The organism is Cupriavidus sp. HY129, from assembly GCF_059492215.1.
Window position 1 is genome coordinate 706,703 of record NZ_CP083255.1, and the last position, 17,008, is coordinate 723,710.

General features: G+C 66.2%; 11 protein-coding genes. 2 read left to right on the top strand and 9 right to left on the bottom strand.

Translation table 11 applies throughout. From position 1 onward, the window contains the following. Positions 1 to 74: 74 nt before the first annotated feature. Complete coding sequence (locus K6G35_RS19615) at positions 75 to 1,277, bottom strand: glycosyltransferase family 87 protein (RefSeq protein WP_495676881.1); 1,203 nt, start codon at positions 1,275 to 1,277, stop codon at positions 75 to 77. A gap of 164 nt (positions 1,278 to 1,441) precedes the next feature. Here K6G35_RS19615 and K6G35_RS19620 point away from each other — a divergent pair, with 164 nt between their 5' ends. Next, positions 1,442 to 2,287 carry an SDR family NAD(P)-dependent oxidoreductase gene (locus tag K6G35_RS19620; protein ID WP_495676882.1) on the top strand — a complete coding sequence of 282 codons (846 nt, stop codon included), beginning with the start codon at positions 1,442 to 1,444 and terminating at the stop codon, positions 2,285 to 2,287. Positions 2,288 to 2,307: 20 nt separating this feature from the next. Here K6G35_RS19620 and K6G35_RS19625 read toward each other — a convergent pair whose 3' ends face one another. The 4 genes from K6G35_RS19625 to K6G35_RS19640 form a co-directional block, all read right to left on the bottom strand. Continuing rightward, positions 2,308 to 3,918 (bottom strand): hypothetical protein, encoded by a 1,611-nt coding sequence (locus K6G35_RS19625; RefSeq protein ID WP_495676883.1) that lies wholly within the window; start codon positions 3,916 to 3,918, stop codon positions 2,308 to 2,310. Positions 3,919 to 3,969: 51 nt separating this feature from the next. Further along, positions 3,970 to 5,817 carry an alpha/beta hydrolase gene (locus K6G35_RS19630; RefSeq protein WP_495676884.1) on the bottom strand — a complete coding sequence of 616 codons (1,848 nt, stop codon included), beginning with the start codon at positions 5,815 to 5,817 and terminating at the stop codon, positions 3,970 to 3,972. A 107-nt stretch (positions 5,818 to 5,924) separates the two neighbouring features. Then, positions 5,925 to 8,258: a polysaccharide biosynthesis tyrosine autokinase gene (locus tag K6G35_RS19635; protein ID WP_286882471.1), complete on the bottom strand. Its 2,334-nt coding sequence runs from the start codon at positions 8,256 to 8,258 to the stop codon at positions 5,925 to 5,927. Positions 8,259 to 8,328: 70 nt separating this feature from the next. Beyond that, positions 8,329 to 9,825, bottom strand: a complete 1,497-nt coding sequence (locus tag K6G35_RS19640; RefSeq protein ID WP_224444899.1) for a mannose-1-phosphate guanylyltransferase/mannose-6-phosphate isomerase — start codon at positions 9,823 to 9,825, stop codon at positions 8,329 to 8,331. A 374-nt stretch (positions 9,826 to 10,199) separates the two neighbouring features. Here K6G35_RS19640 and K6G35_RS19645 point away from each other — a divergent pair, with 374 nt between their 5' ends. Next, positions 10,200 to 11,249 carry a DUF1839 family protein gene (locus tag K6G35_RS19645; RefSeq protein ID WP_008650017.1) on the top strand — a complete coding sequence of 350 codons (1,050 nt, stop codon included), beginning with the start codon at positions 10,200 to 10,202 and terminating at the stop codon, positions 11,247 to 11,249. A gap of 80 nt (positions 11,250 to 11,329) precedes the next feature. On the opposite strand, the gene K6G35_RS19650 is transcribed toward K6G35_RS19645, so the two are convergent. The 4 genes from K6G35_RS19650 to K6G35_RS19665 all read right to left on the bottom strand — a co-directional run bounded on the left by K6G35_RS19650 (position 11,330) and on the right by K6G35_RS19665 (position 16,997). After that, positions 11,330 to 12,058, bottom strand: coding sequence for a Crp/Fnr family transcriptional regulator (locus tag K6G35_RS19650; protein WP_008650019.1), 729 nt, complete (start codon positions 12,056 to 12,058; stop codon positions 11,330 to 11,332). Positions 12,059 to 12,456: 398 nt separating this feature from the next. Further along, positions 12,457 to 15,051, bottom strand: a complete 2,595-nt coding sequence (locus K6G35_RS19655; RefSeq protein ID WP_495676885.1) for a glycoside hydrolase family 2 protein — start codon at positions 15,049 to 15,051, stop codon at positions 12,457 to 12,459. Continuing rightward, on the bottom strand, positions 15,048 to 16,031 hold the full coding sequence (locus tag K6G35_RS19660; protein WP_035882951.1) for a DUF1839 family protein: 984 nt from the start codon (positions 16,029 to 16,031) through the stop codon (positions 15,048 to 15,050). The genes K6G35_RS19655 and K6G35_RS19660 overlap by 4 nt, the downstream gene beginning before the upstream one ends. Continuing rightward, positions 16,032 to 16,997 (bottom strand): amino acid--[acyl-carrier-protein] ligase, encoded by a 966-nt coding sequence (locus K6G35_RS19665; RefSeq protein WP_186425776.1) that lies wholly within the window; start codon positions 16,995 to 16,997, stop codon positions 16,032 to 16,034. Positions 16,998 to 17,008 lie beyond the last annotated feature (11 nt).

A 17,008-nucleotide genomic window follows, 5' to 3' on the forward strand; every position in this document is an offset into this window, starting at 1 on the left:
CAGGAATGAAAAGGCCGCTTCTTCGCAAGCGGCCTTTTCTTTTCGCGCATCGCTACGCGCCTGCTGGCGGGTCGTCATGGCTGATAAGCGGGCGCGACTGCTGTCATCGCCAGATGCCGCCGGACCAGCATGACGAGCAAGGCGATCATGACGATGGGAAGCACGTTGAGATACTGGTGCAGGTACGCGGACAGCAGCGCCTGAGCCGGCGCCACCCAGGCCAAGGCGAAGACGATCCATTCCAGGGGCGACAGCGGCAACCTGTTGCCATCGCGCAGAAGAAAGGCCATCGGCAAGATAAGCCAGGCCAGGTCATAGAACATGACGTAGGGTTGCAGCAGCAGCGTGGCGAGGACGAACGAGGCCGCCCGTAGCTCGAATCTGGCGCGCTGCGCCCAGAGGAACGCCATCGCAAGAATCGCCGGTGCGGCGACGAGGCCGTGCAACAGGTAGGCGCCGTTGACAGAGAGGCCGATGCTGCGGCCCAGCGCGAAAGCGGTTGGCATCCCCGGCCACATCATGTTGCCGCCTTGCTCCACCGCCAGCGTACCGAATTGCGGCAGGAACGCTGCAAACGCGCGCCATGCGTCCTGCCCGAGCATCACGACGCTGGCGCCGACGAAAGCGGCCGTGCAGAGCGCCGAGACGCCAAACACCTTCCAATGCCTGCCGCAGATGAGTGCGAGCGGAAACAGGATGCCAAATTGCGGCTTGATCGCCAGCACGGCGATGCATACCCCCGCAAGCGCCGCCTCGACCTCGAGCAGTGCCAGCGCCGCGCCGGCAGCAGCCAGCGTGAACAGGGAGTTTTGACCAAGCCCGATGGCAATGGCAGCACCCGGGAACGCCAGCAGCAGCGACAGATACCCACGGTCGATACCGTGACAGATGCGCATCAGCACTGCGCCATAGACGAGCAGGCCGAGCACTGAATACAGGATAAGCGCCGCGCCAAAGGGCAGTTGCCCCAACGGCAAGACCGCCAGCAGGAACGTGGGCGGATACGGCCATGCCGAATAGTCGCTGAGCCCCAAGGCGCGTTCCATGGGCAGCATCCACTCCGGCGAGAACACCGAGGCCGCCCCATGTTCCACGGCGACCTTTGCTGCGGACCAGAAGATCGCGAAGTCGATGCCGAACATGGGGGCCGATTGGTCCCCAAGAATGTAGAACCGGACGATCCATATCCCCAGGACCGGAATCTGGATCGCGAGTGCCGCCCCGGCGTAGACCGTCAGGCGGCGTACGCCCGGGCGCTTCTCATGCATCGACGACATGGGCTCCCTCCTGAATGACCTTTCGCGGAGTCTACCTCTTCCAATATCGCGCAGGCAGGCCCCGATGCGGGGGCGTGTTTTCCCTGACGAGGGTCGAAATGGATCGGTGCGCAGCGCGCCCTGCTCCATAATCTGGGCACAAATCATATAAGGGAGACAAGTCGATGACGCAATCCAATCAGGACAACCGCGGCGCGAGGATGCAACTCCAGGGCAAGGTCGCCGTCGTCACCGGCGCCGGCAGCGGGATCGGCCGCGCCGTGGCGCAGGCGCTGGCGCAGCGCGGCTGTCATCTGGCGCTGGCGGACCGCAATCAGGAAGGGCTGGCCGAGACCGCCGCGCTGCCGGAACTGAGCAGCGTGAAAGTCAGCCTCCACACCCTCGACGTGGCCGACCGCGACGCGGTGGCAGCCTTTCCGCAAACGGTGCTGGCCCACCACGATCGCATCGACCTCCTCGTCAACAATGCCGGCGTGGCGCTGGCCGGCAGCTTTGAACAGGTCAGCGAGACTGACTTCGACTGGGTCATGGCGATCAACTTCCATGGCGTGGTGCGCATGACGCGTGCCTTCCTCCCGTTGCTGCATCGCAGCGACGACGCCCGCATCGTCAACATCTCCAGCCTGTTCGGCCTGATTTCGCCGCCGGGGCAGAGTGCCTATTCGGCCAGCAAGTTCGCCGTGCGCGGGTTCTCCAATGCACTGCGCCATGAACTGGCCGACAGCCGCGTCGGCGTCACCGTGGTCCACCCCGGCGGCATTGCCACATCCATTGCCCGGAATGCGCGCGTGTCCGCGGACATTCCGCAAGCGCAAATGCAGGAGCGGCTCGCGCACTCGCAGAAGATGCTGCGGATGCCGCCGCCGAAGGCCGCCGACATCATCGTGCGCGGCATCGAGAAGCGTAGCGCCCGCGTGCTGGTCGGCTCGGACGCGGTCGTGATGTCGTGGCTCGAAAGACTGTTCCCGGTACGCTACTGGAACCTGCTCGCCCGTCGCGCCAAGCTTTGAACGCGGCGGCGGACCGACGCCTAGCCTACGTATTCGATCAGTGCCACAACCTCTGCGCCCGGGTCCGACCCGGGCGTGAGGGTCAGCGTGCAGCGCTGCCGCGTGTTGCAGCGGAAAGGCAGCCGTTCCTCGGCCGGCCCGCTTGCCTTGAATACGGACAGTTTGGTGGCATCGCCACTCACGATGGCGTAGCTCCCCCTGTCGCCCGCGGTATCGAAGACAACCCGCGTGACGACCGCATTGAGCGGCAGGATCGCCGTCGGCATGGACCCACGCTGGCCACGCGCCACCCTCAGCGCCATGATCTTGGTCCTGACGGCTGCCGATGCGGCCACGTGCCAGCCAATCTCGGCATCGGCGTACACGTTCGCCGCCCCCTTGCCACGGCAGCCTTCCAGCGTCACCACGCGGCGATTGGCAGAGAGGTTGTTGGCCTCCGAGAACATCAACGCTTCGTCGGGATAGGTGTAGTTCACGAAGTCGCAGTTGCGATAGACCGCCCGCCCCTGCGCGGCCGGCGTGTTGCCCGAGACATACTGGTGGCGCCCCATGATCTGGCAGTTGTCGAACACGACTTGCGCGCCTGCCGTATTGCCCGGTGAAAACACCGCGGAGACGGTATCGGCCGCAAACGGGCGAAACCCCTGCGAGCCGAAATCGCACTCCCGAAAGCCGATATTGCCCTGCTCCCATTCGCACAGCATCAGGCCGGCGTTGCGTGACTTCTGTTCCACCCGCAAACCGTGGGCCTTGAACGAGCAGACACCCATTGCATGGTTGTTGCCGCGCAGATTGAACAGGTACGTCTGCGCCGACGGCTCGTAGCCGCTCACATCGCAGTCGGTCAGCTTGATATGGCCGCCGCGGCGCATGTCGATCCATGGGCTGGAGCACCAGTACCGGCAATGCTCGAACCAGTAGTTCAGGAACTGGTCGGACGTGTTTTTCTCGCCCACGTGCAGGAACGAATCCCACGTGCCGGCCCAGGTGCAGCGCCAGAATTTCCACTCGCTATTGCAGTTGTCGCCGGTCAGGTCAACGCCGTAGCGCCACGTTCCTGTGAACATGCAATCGTCGAAGGCATAGTCCTGCGCACCGCCGGAACTCACGCTCGTGATCAGGTCGCTCCTGGCGTCCATGCCGTGGAATTGCAGGTTGCGCAGCCGCACGCCCAGTGCCTTGTCCTGGTTGTTGAACAACGCGCCCGAGCCGTCGCGGCCCGGCTTGTAGAGGATGACAACGGTGCCCGGCGGGCCATCGCCCTCGATCGTGAAGCCGCATGTGCGGCTGGGAAACTGCCTGGCATTGAACAACACGCCGGGCCTGGTCAGCAGATAGGTACCGCGAGGCACGACGATTCGCGCGCCGCCGATATTGTTCGGGTTCTCGCCGAACGCCGGCGCATGCACCTGGCCGGCCACGACTTGCAGCGCTGCGCGGAAAGCCTCATCCGAAGGCGATCTCCCGGTGCCATCCAGCCCCGGAAAGTCGGCAACGGACACCACCTTCTCCAAAGCGTCTGACCTCGGGTTGGCTGGAGCGCCCAGATCGCGCGCACCGGCGGCGGTGGCCACGCCCGCGCCGGTCAGGGCGCCAAGCGTGGTCAGAAAACTGCGTCGAAGATTGGGCATCGATGAGTTCCCGTTCCTGTTTGGGAAGCGTTGGTGCCTGCCCCGCGCGGTCTACGCCGCGCGCTGGGTCACTGGCGTGAGCGATATGGCTGCCTCGGGCGTATCCGACGTTTCGGAGCTGTCCATCGACATCCACCGGAGATGCTCGAGTAGTTGCTCGGCGAAGGCCTGTCGGCTCGCGTCGAGGAACAGTGAATGATCGAGCAGCGGCAAGGTGCGGAACTGGACATTGCGCAACCCCTGGATAGCCTCCAGGTGCTTGCCCAGGCCCAGTCGCAGTTCATGCAAACCCACGTCCGTGGCGCCGTACAGGAACATCGTCGGCACGCCACGCCGGTCCAGTTCCCGCACGGCGGCGGCGGCGAACTCGGGCATGGTCTGCTGCACGTCGTCGCGCCGCATCCGCCCGCCGGCAGCGGAAACATGGTCACGCACGCGCTGCCGTACCCTGCGCATCGTTGCCGACAAGAGGCGGCGCGCGTTGATCTCGCCACGGAACAGCCGTTGCCAGGTTTCCCACTGGCGTGCCGCAGCAAGGTAGACACGCATCGAGCGCAGGTGGTCGCCCACCGCCGCGTCATCAACCTCGTCCCAGCGAAACTTCACCAGATTCACCAGCAGCAGCCCGCTGACGCCCGGGTTGCTCAGCGCGGCATACAGGCCCATGAATGCGCCGGAGCAGACACCCGCAACCACGACATTGCCAAAACCGCGCCCGCGTGCCCAATCCACGGCGGTCGCAAGATCCTCGCGGGGCTTTATCGAATAGATCGCCGACACGCTCATCTTGCACGCCGGGGCAGGGCTGTCGCCCAGGGCCGATACGTCCAGCCGCAGCGCCGCCGTGCCTGCGCGTGCCAGCTGCCGCGAGACGTCCACGAACATGCGGCCGTCTCCGATGTGATGGTTGCCGCCGGTGTTCGGAAAGATCACGACCGTGCTCGCCTGTCTGGCGTTGGCGCTGGCGTCGGCGGGCACGCAGAGGATGCCGAACATCTGCGCTTCATCCAGCCATATCGGGTGTTCCACGACACCGTCCATGCCCTCGCCCGCCAGCGCGTCGCCAGCGCTGTTGGGGCTGTTGGCACTGGCGGGCGCGGCCTCCGCGCTGGCCGACACTTCAGGCCGGCGCGCCGCGCCCGATTTCACCCAGTCAGCTACGTGCTTCCAGGCCTCCACGGGCACGTCCGCGAACTCGGTCGAACGCATCATCTCCGGATACTCGGTGAACGGCGCCATGTTGACGTCAACGCCAGCCTCCCCAAGTTGCCGGGCCATTGCCGCGACTGGAGATGCCGCATCTGGCCACGCATCGAGCAGCAGCACGCGACGGGCGGGCACGACGTCATCGAGTCGCATCGCCTGGATTGCGGCGATGGTCGCGGCGGACAAGCGGAAGCTGAGCACGTCCTGCTCGCCGGCAGGCGTGGGAGGTACCTCGAGTTCGGGAATCGTGCTGTTGCGCCAGCCCGCATGCAACGCGCGAAGCTCCCGCAGATACAAGCGGCCGTTGACGACAGGGGCCAGCATGACCACGCCGCTGACTTCCGGCCCGCGCGCGGCGGCAAGCGCGGCGAGCGACGCCCCCAGGCGAAGCCCGCATAGCACCACCCGGGTGACGTGCGTCTCACTGCGTAGGGCCGCGACGGCCGTCGCGATATCCGCCAGCGCGCCGCCGAACATGTCCGCGCCGGACTCCAGATCGGCGGAATCTCCGGTGCCACGGTAGTCAAAGCGCAGCACCGGCACACCAGACGCCGCCAGCGCATCGGCCAGATGCCGCCATGCGCGATGCGACCACAGCATCTCGTGGCCCTGCGGCGCGCACATCACCACACCCGTGTCGCCCCCAGCCTCATGCAACCACCCCGCGCAGCCTTCGAACACGACCCTTCTCATGGGTCCTCCCGTTGCAATGGACGGGGTGCCCACGCCAGCCCGCCTCCGCGATGTCGCCCAGACCGGCGTCCGCAGAAACGGGTACGCACCCCGCCGGGCCAGGCCCGTCAGCTCGTTGTTGTCTTGTCTTCCACGGCAGGGACGTGGGCAATCTGCCGGACCGCTGGCATGACCGTAGGCATGCCGAGATAGGGATTCATGGTGCCGAAGCCGACGCGGTTGCTGCGCTTCGGCATCACGCCGTTGAGAATGCCGCCCGAGAGACTGGCCCCGGCGCGGGTCAGGCGCTTGATGGTTTCCTCGACCTGCGACGGCAGCGTCGAATCGGCGCGCAGCACGAGCAACGTCGCGCCCACGACATTGGCGACGAGCATGGCATCCGCCACCGCCAGAACGGGCGGGGTATCGATCAGGACGAGGTCGAAGCGCTCCGCACCGGCACGCAGGCAATCGGCAAAGGCAGGACGCATGAGCAGTTCCGACGGGTTCGTAGGCGGCGCGCCGGCAGGCAGGATCGACAGCCCATTGACGACGGTTGGCCGTGCCGCGTCGACCAGCGTGGCGCGGCCGGCCAGCACTTCGGCCATTCCCGGACCCACCGGCTGGCCGAACCAGCTCGACACCCGCCCACGGCGCAGGTCGGCATCGACGAGCAACACGCGCTGGCCCGCTTCGGCGAACAGCACAGCCAGGTTGACCGAGACAAACGTCTTGCCCGCCCCTGCGGTGGGGCTGGTCACGGCCACCACCTTGTTGCTGCCCTCGCGACGCAGGAAATGCAGTGCCGCGCGCACGCTTCGCAGGCCCTCCACGGCCATCGAATGCGGCGCGTTGCGGGCCAGCAGGTATTGATCATGCAAACCCCAATGGCCCGGCTCGGCATCGCTGGCCCCATGCGGCAACGCCTGCGCGACCTGGCGCCCGGGCTCCGGCGCCTGCAGCGCCAGCATTGTCCCGATATCCTGGTCCTTCGCCGTCAGCAGCCGCTCCAGTTCCACCTGTTCGCGGCTGTACGCGACATCGCCGAGCATGGCCAGGCCAAGCGTCTCCTCGGCATCATTGGCGGTGGCCACGGCCGGCTTCATGCGCTGGCGCACCGAGACCACGCACATCGCCAGGCAGATGCCCAGCAACCCGCCGCCCATCGTGAGCGGCGCGGTGCCCACGCCGATTGGCGAGACCGGTGTCAGCGCGATGTCGACCACGCGGGTCTGCCGGGTGCTGTCGAGCTTGGCCAGCGAGAGCTGTTCGAGCCGGTTGCGCAAGGACATGTACATGTCCTCGGCCACCTTGACGTCACGCGTCAGGGCCACGGATTCGCGCTCGGAGACCGACAGCGTCTGCATCCGGGTATCCAGCTCCTTGCGGTCCCGCGTGAGCTGCTGGATCTGACTGTCCATCGTCCGTACTTCGTTCGACTCTTCCGTGAAGCGCTGCAGCAGCTTGGTGCGGTCGAGCTTGAGCTGGGCGATCTGCTTCTGGTAGTCGATGCTGCTGTTCAGATACGACTGGGCGTCCTGGCTCGGCTGCATCGATCCCGTGCGCGAGCGGTAGCGCGTGAGCGCCGCCTCGGCGCGTTCGAGCTCGTCCTTGACGCGCGGCAGTTCGCCGCTCAGGAAGGCCAGCGTGGAGGCGGCTTCGTCGCGGCGCGTCTCGGCCTGCCCGGTAATGTAGGAATCGGCGATGCCGTTGATCAGCGCGGCTACCGCGGTACGGTCACTGCTCTGCCACGCGATGCGTACCGTGCTGGTATCGCTGCCGTCGCTGCCGATGCGAAGTTCCCGCGCCACGGTATCGATCGTCTGCGCCGTGTCGTGCCGTGTGATAGTGAATCGCGTGCCCGCGCGCGCGTCGATGCGCGACACCAGAATGGACACGCCATTCTCTTCGACACGGCTGCCGATCTTGCCATCGGTCACGAGCTCGCCGTCGAGCGTCAGGCGATAGGCATCCCCAGGCAGCACTTCGAGCGTCATTGGTACGTTGAGCAGGCGCTCCGGCACGTCCAGGGTGCGGATGTCGACCCGCTCGCCACCCCACGCGTAACCGAGCCGCTCTGGCCACGGTCCCCGGAGCTTGCCCGCCTGCGCGAAATGCGCGGCCACGCCGCCCAGCAATGGCGCGCGCAGCGGCTCGACGGAGATGTACAGGCGCAGGCGCTCCACCACCGGGCCGACCACCGCGCGGCTGCGCAGCATCCCCACGTCGAACGGTTCGGTGTGCTGCGTGGTTCCCGAGCCGTCACCCTTCTGATAGATCTGCACGAGCGTGTGGGCATCGTAGAGATTGGGACGGGAAATACCGATCATCGCGGCAATCGTGGCGCCAATGACGCCAGCCGCGACAATCCAGCCGGCATGGTCCATCCATGCGCGCAAATGGCGCCCCCCCTTGCGCGTGGTGCTGCTCCCTGGCGCCGGCATTGCGCCGGCAGATGACATGGTGCTCACGAAATACTCCCCTGACGCCTGGCTGGCTCCCGGTGGCCATCGCGCACCGGGGGCTGCGGGACTACTTGCGTCCGTAGTTGTCCTCGACTCTGACGATGTCGTCCTCCCCCAGATACGCGCCCGACTGCACCTCGATGATTTCCAGCGGCGTCTTGCCGGGATTTTCGAGTCGATGCAGCGTGCCGATCGGGATATAGGTCGACTGGTTTTCGGTAAGAATGCTGGTGGTCTCACCGCAGGTCACCCGTGCGGTGCCGCGCACGACGACCCAATGCTCCGCGCGGTGGTAGTGCATCTGCAGGGAAAGGCTCGCACCAGGCTCGACGACGATCCGCTTGACCTGGAAACGGTCGCCATGGTCGATGGAGTCGTAGCATCCCCACGGCCGGTGTACCTTGCGGTGATTGACGATCTCCGCGCCATGCTCCTGCCGCAGCCGCTGCACCACGTTCTTGACGTCCTGCACGTGGTGCTTGTCGACCACAAGCACCGCATCGGCGGTTTCCACCACCACCACGTCCTGCACGCCCACACACGCGATCAGCCGGCCCTCCGAATGGGCCAGGCACGAACTCGCGCCGTCGAACAACACGCGGCCACGGCCGGCATTGCCGGCGTTGTCCTTCGTGGCGATATCCCAGATGGCCGCCCACGAGCCGACGTCCGACCATCCGGCATCCATCGGCACGAGCATGCCGGGGATACCGCGCAGCCCGTCGAGCTTTTCCATCACCGCGTAGTCGATCGAATCAGACGGACAGGTGTCGAACGCCTCTTGTCCGATCCGGAACACATCGTCCTTGCCGCTATCACTCGGCTGGCCCGTCTCGTAGGCCGCGCAGCAACGGGCGTGCATCTCTGGCTGGAGTTGCATCACGGCCTTGAGCCACACCGATGCCAGCACGACAAAGATGCCGCAGTTCCACCAGTACTCGCCCGAGTCGACGTAGTGCTGCGCCAGCTCCAGGTGTGGCTTCTCGACGAACCGCTCGATCAGGAAGCCACCCGGCGGCACCGGCACGGCGGCGCGGATGTAGCCGAAGCCTGTTTCCGGCGCGGTGGGACGCACGCCCAGCGTGACGATCGCACCGCGCTCCGCGTGCAGCACAGCGGCGGCGATGGCATCACGGAAGGCATCGCTATCGGTCACGCTGTGATCGGCCGGCGTGGCCACCAGCACAGCATCGCCACCTTCGCCAGCCGAAGCCATCGCGTGCAGCGCAGCCATGGTCAGCGCGGGCGCGGTATTGCGGCCGCACGGCTCCGAAACGATGCGCGCGCGCTTGCCCTTGCGCTTGAGCATGTCGGCGACCATGAAGCGATGCTCCTCGCCGCATACGACGATCTGCGGCGCCTCGACACCCGCCGGACGGCCAGTGCGCGCGGCGACGCCTTCCAGGCGGGCCGCCGTGGCTTCCAGCAGCGTATCGTTGGCCACCAGGTTGAGCAGCTGCTTGGGATACTGTTCGCGCGACAGCGGCCAGAGCCGCGTGCCGGCGCCGCCCGCAAGGATGACCGGCTGAATCACCGGCCGCTTCACAGGCTGGATCACAGGCATGGAGGTTGCCCGTCCTGGCGCCAACACCGCTGGCGCCTCTACCTGCGCCTGCACCATGACAGGTGGCAGGATCTTCCTCTCCCGGCTTCGCACTCTCATCATGCCCCCGCCTCTACGCAGAAATAGGTTCGCAAGTTAGTTCCGGACCGCTGTCCGGACGGATGCCGCCAGTGTAGAAATTCAGCCCGCGCCATCTCTGTTCGATTCCGCACACGCTCGCCGGCGGGGCCGTGCGGCACGGCCGCGCATCTCGCCGTTCTGTGGCCCAGCGTACCGATGCGCGCGCGCGTTGTCGCTGCAATAGCGCTGATTGCGCCCTTGCCGGCCACGGCGGGCAAAGCACAACAGGCATTCGAACCTTGCGGAGAATCGACATGGAGCGCGGTACTGAAACTGTCCTGGGGACGCTCGCGGGTTGCGGCGGAGCGGACTCTCCGGCAGCCATCGCCCCCGCGAACACGCGGCCGGGCGGCCTGCACGGCGAAGACGCGATCTGGCAGGAAACCAACTGCTACATGGACCTGTGGATCGAACTGCTCTACGGCTGGGGACTGGACCCGCGCGCCGCGCTGGCATTCACGGTCACCCAGGACTTCGAAGGCGACCACTTCACGTTCTTCAAGTATCCGCAGGCCGATATCGAGCAGCTTTACGGCACTGTCGTGCAGGAGATGGCCGTCTACGACACGCTGGAGGCACACGTCGCCGAGCAGGTCGGTCGTGGCCATACCGTGCTGGTCGAAGTCGACAGCTACTACCTGCCCGATACACGCGCCACGGCGTACCGTCGCGGGCACGTGAAGACCACGATCGCCGTCGACCGGATCGACACGGCGGCCCAGCGGCTCTCGTACTACCACAGCGTGGGTTACTACACCGCCGAAGGCGAGGACTATCGCGGGTTGCTGCGGCTCGATCCTGCCCTGCGCGACAACGGGGACGTGCTGTTTCCGTACGCCGAATGCGCCAAGCGCGTGCGGACGCCGCTGCAGGGCGCGGCACTGGCGAATGCCGTGGCCGTGCAGATGCGCCGGCATCTGGGCCGGCGTCCCGCGCACAACCCCGTATCGCGCTGGCGCGAGGCGTTCGGCGATCAGGTCGGCAACGTACTGGCGCGTGGCGATGCGTACTTTCATCACTATGGATTCAACCTGCCGCGCCAGCTCGGCGCGAACTTCGAGATGCTGGGCCACTGTCTGACCTGGCTCGGCGAGCACGGCTATCGCGTGCCGGCATCGGCGATCCGTGGCGCGGCGACGATCGCATCGGAGTGCAAGGTATTGCAGTTCCGGCTCGCGCGCGCCGTGGCGCGTGGGCGCCCCGACCTGTGCGCAGAGACACTGGACACGCTGGAGGCCGCCTACTCGGAGGTCATCGAAGGGCTGCTGCAATCGTTTGGCAGCATCGATCCGGCGCATTCCTGAACCCCTCGTCGTGAAAGAGGGCCGACACGCCTGGCGCGCCGGCCCTCTCCCCTGCTCCATCCCCATCCCGAGGCGATGTATCAGGCGTGCACGTCGGCCAGCGCTGGCAGCAGGCGGTCGTACTCGCGCTTGACCAGCTTGTAGCACTCGCATGAATGCTTCTCCAGGCCGCAGCGATCCAGCACGGTGATATGGCCGCGGCTATGGTGGATCAGTCCAAGGTCCTCGAGCTTGCCAGCGGCTTCGGTCACACCTTCGCGGCGCACGCCGAGCATGTTGGCGATGACCTGCTGCGTGATCACCAGTTCATTGGTGCTCATGCGGTCGATGGCCAGCAGCAACCAGCGGCAAAGCTGCTTGTTGAGCGAGTGGTGGCGGTTGCAGGCGGCGGTCTGCGCGATCTGCGTCAGCACGGCCTGCACATAGAGCAGCGTCACGCGCTGCAGCGCGGGCAGCTGACCCAGTTCGGAACGCAGCACACGGGCCGGAATCCGGTATGCGAAGCCCGGGCTGCGCACTTCCACGCGACTCGGCATCGTGTCGCCACCGGTCACCACGGGAATGCCCACCAGCCCCTCGTTGCCGACGGCCGCGAATTCGACGGTAGCGCCGTCTTCCAGCAGCGACAGCAGCGAGACCACCGACGTGGTCGGAAAATAGACGTGGACGATACGCTGACCCGAGTCGGTCAGCAGTTCGCCGGCACGCAGGCGAACCAGCTCGAAGTGCCTCGACAACGCCTCCCATTCATGGCGCGGCAATGCGTTGAGCAAGTGATTGACATGCAAGTCCGACCGATGCGTGATCATTTTTAATTCCTCCTTCTGATCCCGAAGCGGCTTCGGAACGCATCCCGCGCCAATCCAAGCGCCCAGGATACGTGACCCGGTTTCGCCGCTCCACCCGTATTCGATTGATGGCGCAAGCCGGCAGCCCTGAGGCCGCCACCCGTTTTCTCCGCCGGGGTTCGGCCCCGACTGGCTGTGTTGTTGCTGGCTCTATTAAGTGCTATGCCGCACAGAACCGACAGTAGGCGAACGGTTGGGTCGGCCAGTCATGCTTTGGTAGGTTGGATGGAGGAAAACGGTGGAGGCGCAGGGTGTACGCATAGGCGCCACCCGCGCGGGGCGTACCCGGTGACAGATGCGCCCGCCGCGCCAGCGTTGGGCTGGCGGGAAAGGTTGAAGTGGGATGAATGAGGTTGAGATCAGCCGTCGTAGCTGACCGGGCGGGAAGCATTGAGTGCCGAAACTTCGCCCGAAGGGATGGCGCTGGTGCCGCTGGTGACGCCGGCGTCATGCATCAGGCGGATGCGCCGCGTTTCACCCGGACCAAGGTGGAACCAGTCGGTCTCCGGCTGCAAGGCATGGTCCACGATATGGACCCACCGCGCGAAGCGCCGCGTTCCCACCGTGAGCCACCATTCGTCACCTTCGCGCGCCACGCTGGCCTGCAGTTCCGGCTCGCGCAGCGCAGCGGCGCGGCGATCCGGGAGATACACCGACTGACTGAGTGGCGAACCGAGCGGCGAACCAAGCGGTGAACCGGGTGGCTGATTGAGCAACCCGTTGTCCTCATCCATTGGGTGTAGCGTGGCGATGACCACGTCGTGCGCGGGCGGGCCAAACCGGTAGGCGTAGGTGAAATCGAAGAAATGATCGAACATCTCCGCCGCGGCCAGCCTGCGTGTCTCGCGTGGTGCCAGCGTGAGCGTCTGCTCGGCCCGTGCCGCCACCGCCTCGCCATCGCGCAGGCAGCGCAGCGTCAGACATACGGTGCGTGGCGTGGCGGATTCGTTGATCACGTGCGCGTGCAGGCCATTCAACCCTTCATCCGTCAGGATGACCTGCAGCGGCTGCCATACCTGGCGCAACGCATGCCATGCGGACTTCGGCCGCGCGCGGGCATCGACGATGCCCCATCCGGCGCCTGGCATCAGATCCTGCAACTGCCAGACCAGTCCGCCCTGGCACGTGGACCCCGCACGGCGCCATTCACCGAAGACCTCCGTCATGATCTCGGCCACGACCGCGCGCGACAGCGCCAGGTATCGTTCCGGCTGCTCGTAGCGCAGCCGGGGCGGATCAACATCGAACAGATCCCGCAGATAGAAATCGCGGATGTCCTCGAAGTCCCACGCCGCGCCTGCGTCACGCGGCACACGCGCCTTCCAGCGCGGATCATGCAGCGGTTGGGACAAGCCCGCCTCGGAAAGCGTGCGCGCGCACGGCACGTTCGCAAAGGCCAGGCATTCCGAGGTGAAACGGACGTTTGCCATCCGCGCATCGGACAACGGGCGCTGATAGGCGCCCACGCCGTAGTAGTGACTGACGCCCGTATCGGGCTGGAACGGCCACGCGCCCTCGCTCGGCGAATTGCGCACGTAGATCACGTCGGGCCGATGCTCGCGCACGAGCGACGGAATCAGTTCGTCGAACAATGGCTGGCGCCAGACGTTGCGCGGCGTTCCCATCATCGCGGCCTGCTGTTCCGACTCGCTGCCACCGCACAGCACCGCAAGGCTGGCGTGCGCCCGCGTGGACGTCAGCCACTGCGCCACTTCGCCCGCGGCATCGGCCATCAGCGCCGGGCTGGCGCTGGACTCGCTGCCATAGTCGAAGTTGGCGAACATGAAGTCCTGCCAGACCATCAGGCCGAGCGCATCGCACTGGCGATAGAACGCCTCTCCCGGATAGCAGGTGACGCCACTGACGCGAACCATATTGGCCCCGGCATCGCGCGCGAGTTGCAGCCAGCGTGCCACGGACGCGTCCGTATCCGCCAGCCCCGGGAGATCGTGACTCGACACACAGGCGCCACGGCAGAACACGCGCTCGCCATTGACGCGCAGCGCGAACGCGCCTTCGTCGCCGGAGCGGTCCTCGGTGATCGTGCGGAAGCCAGTATGCCCACACGCGATTCCATGCGCGCCGATAGTCGCCTCGACGCGGTACAAGGCGGGTTCACCATGCGTATGCGGCCACCAGCGCTGCGCCTGCGCCACCCGCAGCGTGCCGGCAAGCGAATGCCCGCCGACGCGGCGCAATTCGCCCTGCCACACTGCGCGGTCGGGGCCAATGGCCGCGAACGTTCCCCGCTCTGGCGCCGGCCCCGGAAAGTGCAACTGGAGCACCACGACGCCGTCATCACCATCCAGATGGCTCGCCAACTCGGCGCGCACGCCGTGTGTGACATCGGCGCCCATCGGGTCGAGCAGTTCGATGTCGCGCCATGGCCCCACCGCATGAACGGGCGGGCACCAGCCAGGCATATGACCAAGCAGCGTGGTACGCACCGCGCGCAGCGTCGGCGGCACGATCATGCGCGGCTTCCAACGTACCGGCCCGCGCTGCGTGCGCAGCCACGGGTGCATCGCGCGGAAGCAAAGGTGCAGCACGTTGTCGCCGGCCAGTTCCACCTCCACCTGATGTGCGGTGAACATGTGCCGCGCGGTCAGCACCTTCGTGCCGTTGAGCCAGACCTCGGCCAACGTCGCAAGACCATTGAAGCGCAGCAGCCGGCGTCCGTCGCCCTGAAATCGAAGCTTGTACCAGTAGTCGTGCTGATGCAGTGGCGGCGGCGCAGCCTCGTCCCAGCGGCCTGCGGCACGCAAGGCGCTAGCGACGGTACCCGGTACCGGTGCCGGCAGCCAGTGTCCACCATCGTCGAGTTCGCCCGGATGCGCGACCGCGTTCGCGAACGTTTCCAGCAGGGTCCAGTCGCCTTCAAGCCGTGCATCGGCCACGGCTACGCCTGGGCGCAGTATCGGCAGCAGAGCCGGCTCCGGATCGCGCGCAGTCATGAGACGGTCTCCCCGAAGCACGCGGCCAGTGCCGGCACGGTGCCCTGGTAAGCGGCCTCGAGCTGCGCCAGGCAATCCTGGCATCCGTCGGGCTTGTGGCTGATCACGGCACGCATCAGGCGGAACTGCATCACCATGGCTTCCGACGCCATCGTGTAGCAGGCTTCGGCCACCGTATCCGGCACCACCTTTCCGTTCATCACCAGCCAGCGCACGTAGCGGCCCATCAACTCGAAATTGGCGCCGAGCTGGCGCAACACGCTCGCGGCGTAGATCTGGAAGTTGGGCTCGCCGCGCGACATCAGTTGCTCGAGGTGTGCCGGAAATGCCTCGCGGAAAGCCTTGATCGGATTCTGGCGCGGACGGCGGGCCAGATGGCTGCGCAGCAGGTCCATTGACGCCCGCAGCAAGGCATCCTCCGCCTGCGCGGCAAAGCGGCGGCGCACGACCTCCGCCTGCGGAAACGACGCGGCGCCCCAGGACGACTCACCATCGGGGCTCCGAAAGATCGACGCGTAGTCGTCGCCGCTCGCGGTGTGATACCCGTCGTGATGGTAGTAGCCCACGGCCGTGGCCTCGGGCACCAGCACGTCGATCGCAATGCAGGACCGCGCGTGCTGCCGCCGATACGCGCCGGTCGGCTGCGGCAATTGATAGTTATCGACCTCGAGCAGCACCACGTTGCCGCGATTGGTCTGCGCGGCCACATGCGTTTCGAGTCTGCCGTAGGTCGACAACTCGTCCTTGACGATGCCGTAGAGCAGTTCGAGGTCCGCTGATGGAATATTCAGCGATGTGAACTGGTCACCCTCGAAATCGAGGGTGACCGTAAATGGCAATGCGGCGATGGGCTCAAGCTCCCATCCATGCAACAACTCGATCCAGAGATCGATATGGCGGTTGGCATGCGACCACACGGGGTTGCCCCCGTGCAGCGCATAGGCTCCGCCGCGCGTGCGCACCTTGCCATCACCGTACATTTAGACGCCTCCCAGCGTTTCCCTTACTGCCTGAGGCCACTTGGCTGGGTCCAGTCCATGGTGCTTCAGAAGCGCCAGCACCAGCCGTTCGATACCGAAACCGACGCAGCCCGTGTGGGCGACGCCACCGTCGTGCAGTCCGATATGCCAGAGCGCGCCGAAGTGATCCATGTGGTAGTTGAAGCTCATGCAGGCCGTCGGCGGCGCGCCGTCGTTCACCGGGATCAGCAGTTCGAACTTGAGTTTCAGTTCGCGCTGGCTGTCGGCCACGATCTTGCCGCCGCGCCCGAAGAACGGGTCATTGGCCACGTCGACTTCCACCGGAAGCTGCAAGGCCCGGCCGAACGCCAGCCCGCGCTCCATCCACAGCTCGCGGAACGCCACGATCCGCTCGGGGGACCCCAGGCAGACGTACTCGCGCTGCCGGAACAACTGCATCCGGGTAGGCTCCAGCGACGGTTCGTGCCGATAGCAGTACGACATCACGTCGACGATCTTGCCCTCGGCGGGCAGCGGGCCACGCTTGCCGATGACGGGATAGATCGGGTAGCAGGCGGCGGGCGTCATCACCACGCCCGTGAACTGCTGCTGATCGGTCCAGTCCTGCTTGTCCTCGAGCCGCGCCAGCAGTTGTCGATGCCCGCGATCGTCGCCGCAGAAGCTGTGGATCGTGCCGGCAAGCTGCGGAAAGCTCTTGAGGTACTCGCTGGTTTCAAAATCATCCTTGCCGATCGCTGGCGGGAAGCGCAGCACTTCGGCGTTCTGGTCCGCGCCAATCCGCGTGAACGCGGCATTCAGGCCGTCGGCGATGCCTTCGAACACCGCGCTGCGGCCGTAGAGGCCACGCACGCCAGTCTGGATCAGCAACCCCGCTGCCAGCAGCGATTCGAGGAACGTTGGCGGTTGCGCGGCCATTGGGTCCGCGCCACCGGCCGGACGTGCCTCGGTGAGAGTGTGTGCATCCATGGATGCCTCCT

Coding starts and splice junctions, on each gene's coding strand:
- K6G35_RS19615 (WP_495676881.1), bottom strand. CDS start 1,277: ATGTCGTCGATGCATGAGAAGCGCCCGGGCGTACGCCGCCTGACGGTC.
- K6G35_RS19655 (WP_495676885.1), bottom strand. CDS start 15,051: ATGACTGCGCGCGATCCGGAGCCGGCTCTGCTGCCGATACTGCGCCCA.
- K6G35_RS19620 (WP_495676882.1), top strand. CDS start 1,442: ATGACGCAATCCAATCAGGACAACCGCGGCGCGAGGATGCAACTCCAG.
- K6G35_RS19665 (WP_186425776.1), bottom strand. CDS start 16,997: ATGGATGCACACACTCTCACCGAGGCACGTCCGGCCGGTGGCGCGGAC.
- K6G35_RS19625 (WP_495676883.1), bottom strand. CDS start 3,918: ATGCCCAATCTTCGACGCAGTTTTCTGACCACGCTTGGCGCCCTGACC.
- K6G35_RS19630 (WP_495676884.1), bottom strand. CDS start 5,817: ATGAGAAGGGTCGTGTTCGAAGGCTGCGCGGGGTGGTTGCATGAGGCT.
- K6G35_RS19660 (WP_035882951.1), bottom strand. CDS start 16,031: ATGTACGGTGATGGCAAGGTGCGCACGCGCGGCGGAGCCTATGCGCTG.
- K6G35_RS19635 (WP_286882471.1), bottom strand. CDS start 8,258: ATGTCATCTGCCGGCGCAATGCCGGCGCCAGGGAGCAGCACCACGCGC.
- K6G35_RS19650 (WP_008650019.1), bottom strand. CDS start 12,058: ATGATCACGCATCGGTCGGACTTGCATGTCAATCACTTGCTCAACGCA.
- K6G35_RS19640 (WP_224444899.1), bottom strand. CDS start 9,825: ATGCCTGTGATCCAGCCTGTGAAGCGGCCGGTGATTCAGCCGGTCATC.
- K6G35_RS19645 (WP_008650017.1), top strand. CDS start 10,200: ATGGAGCGCGGTACTGAAACTGTCCTGGGGACGCTCGCGGGTTGCGGC.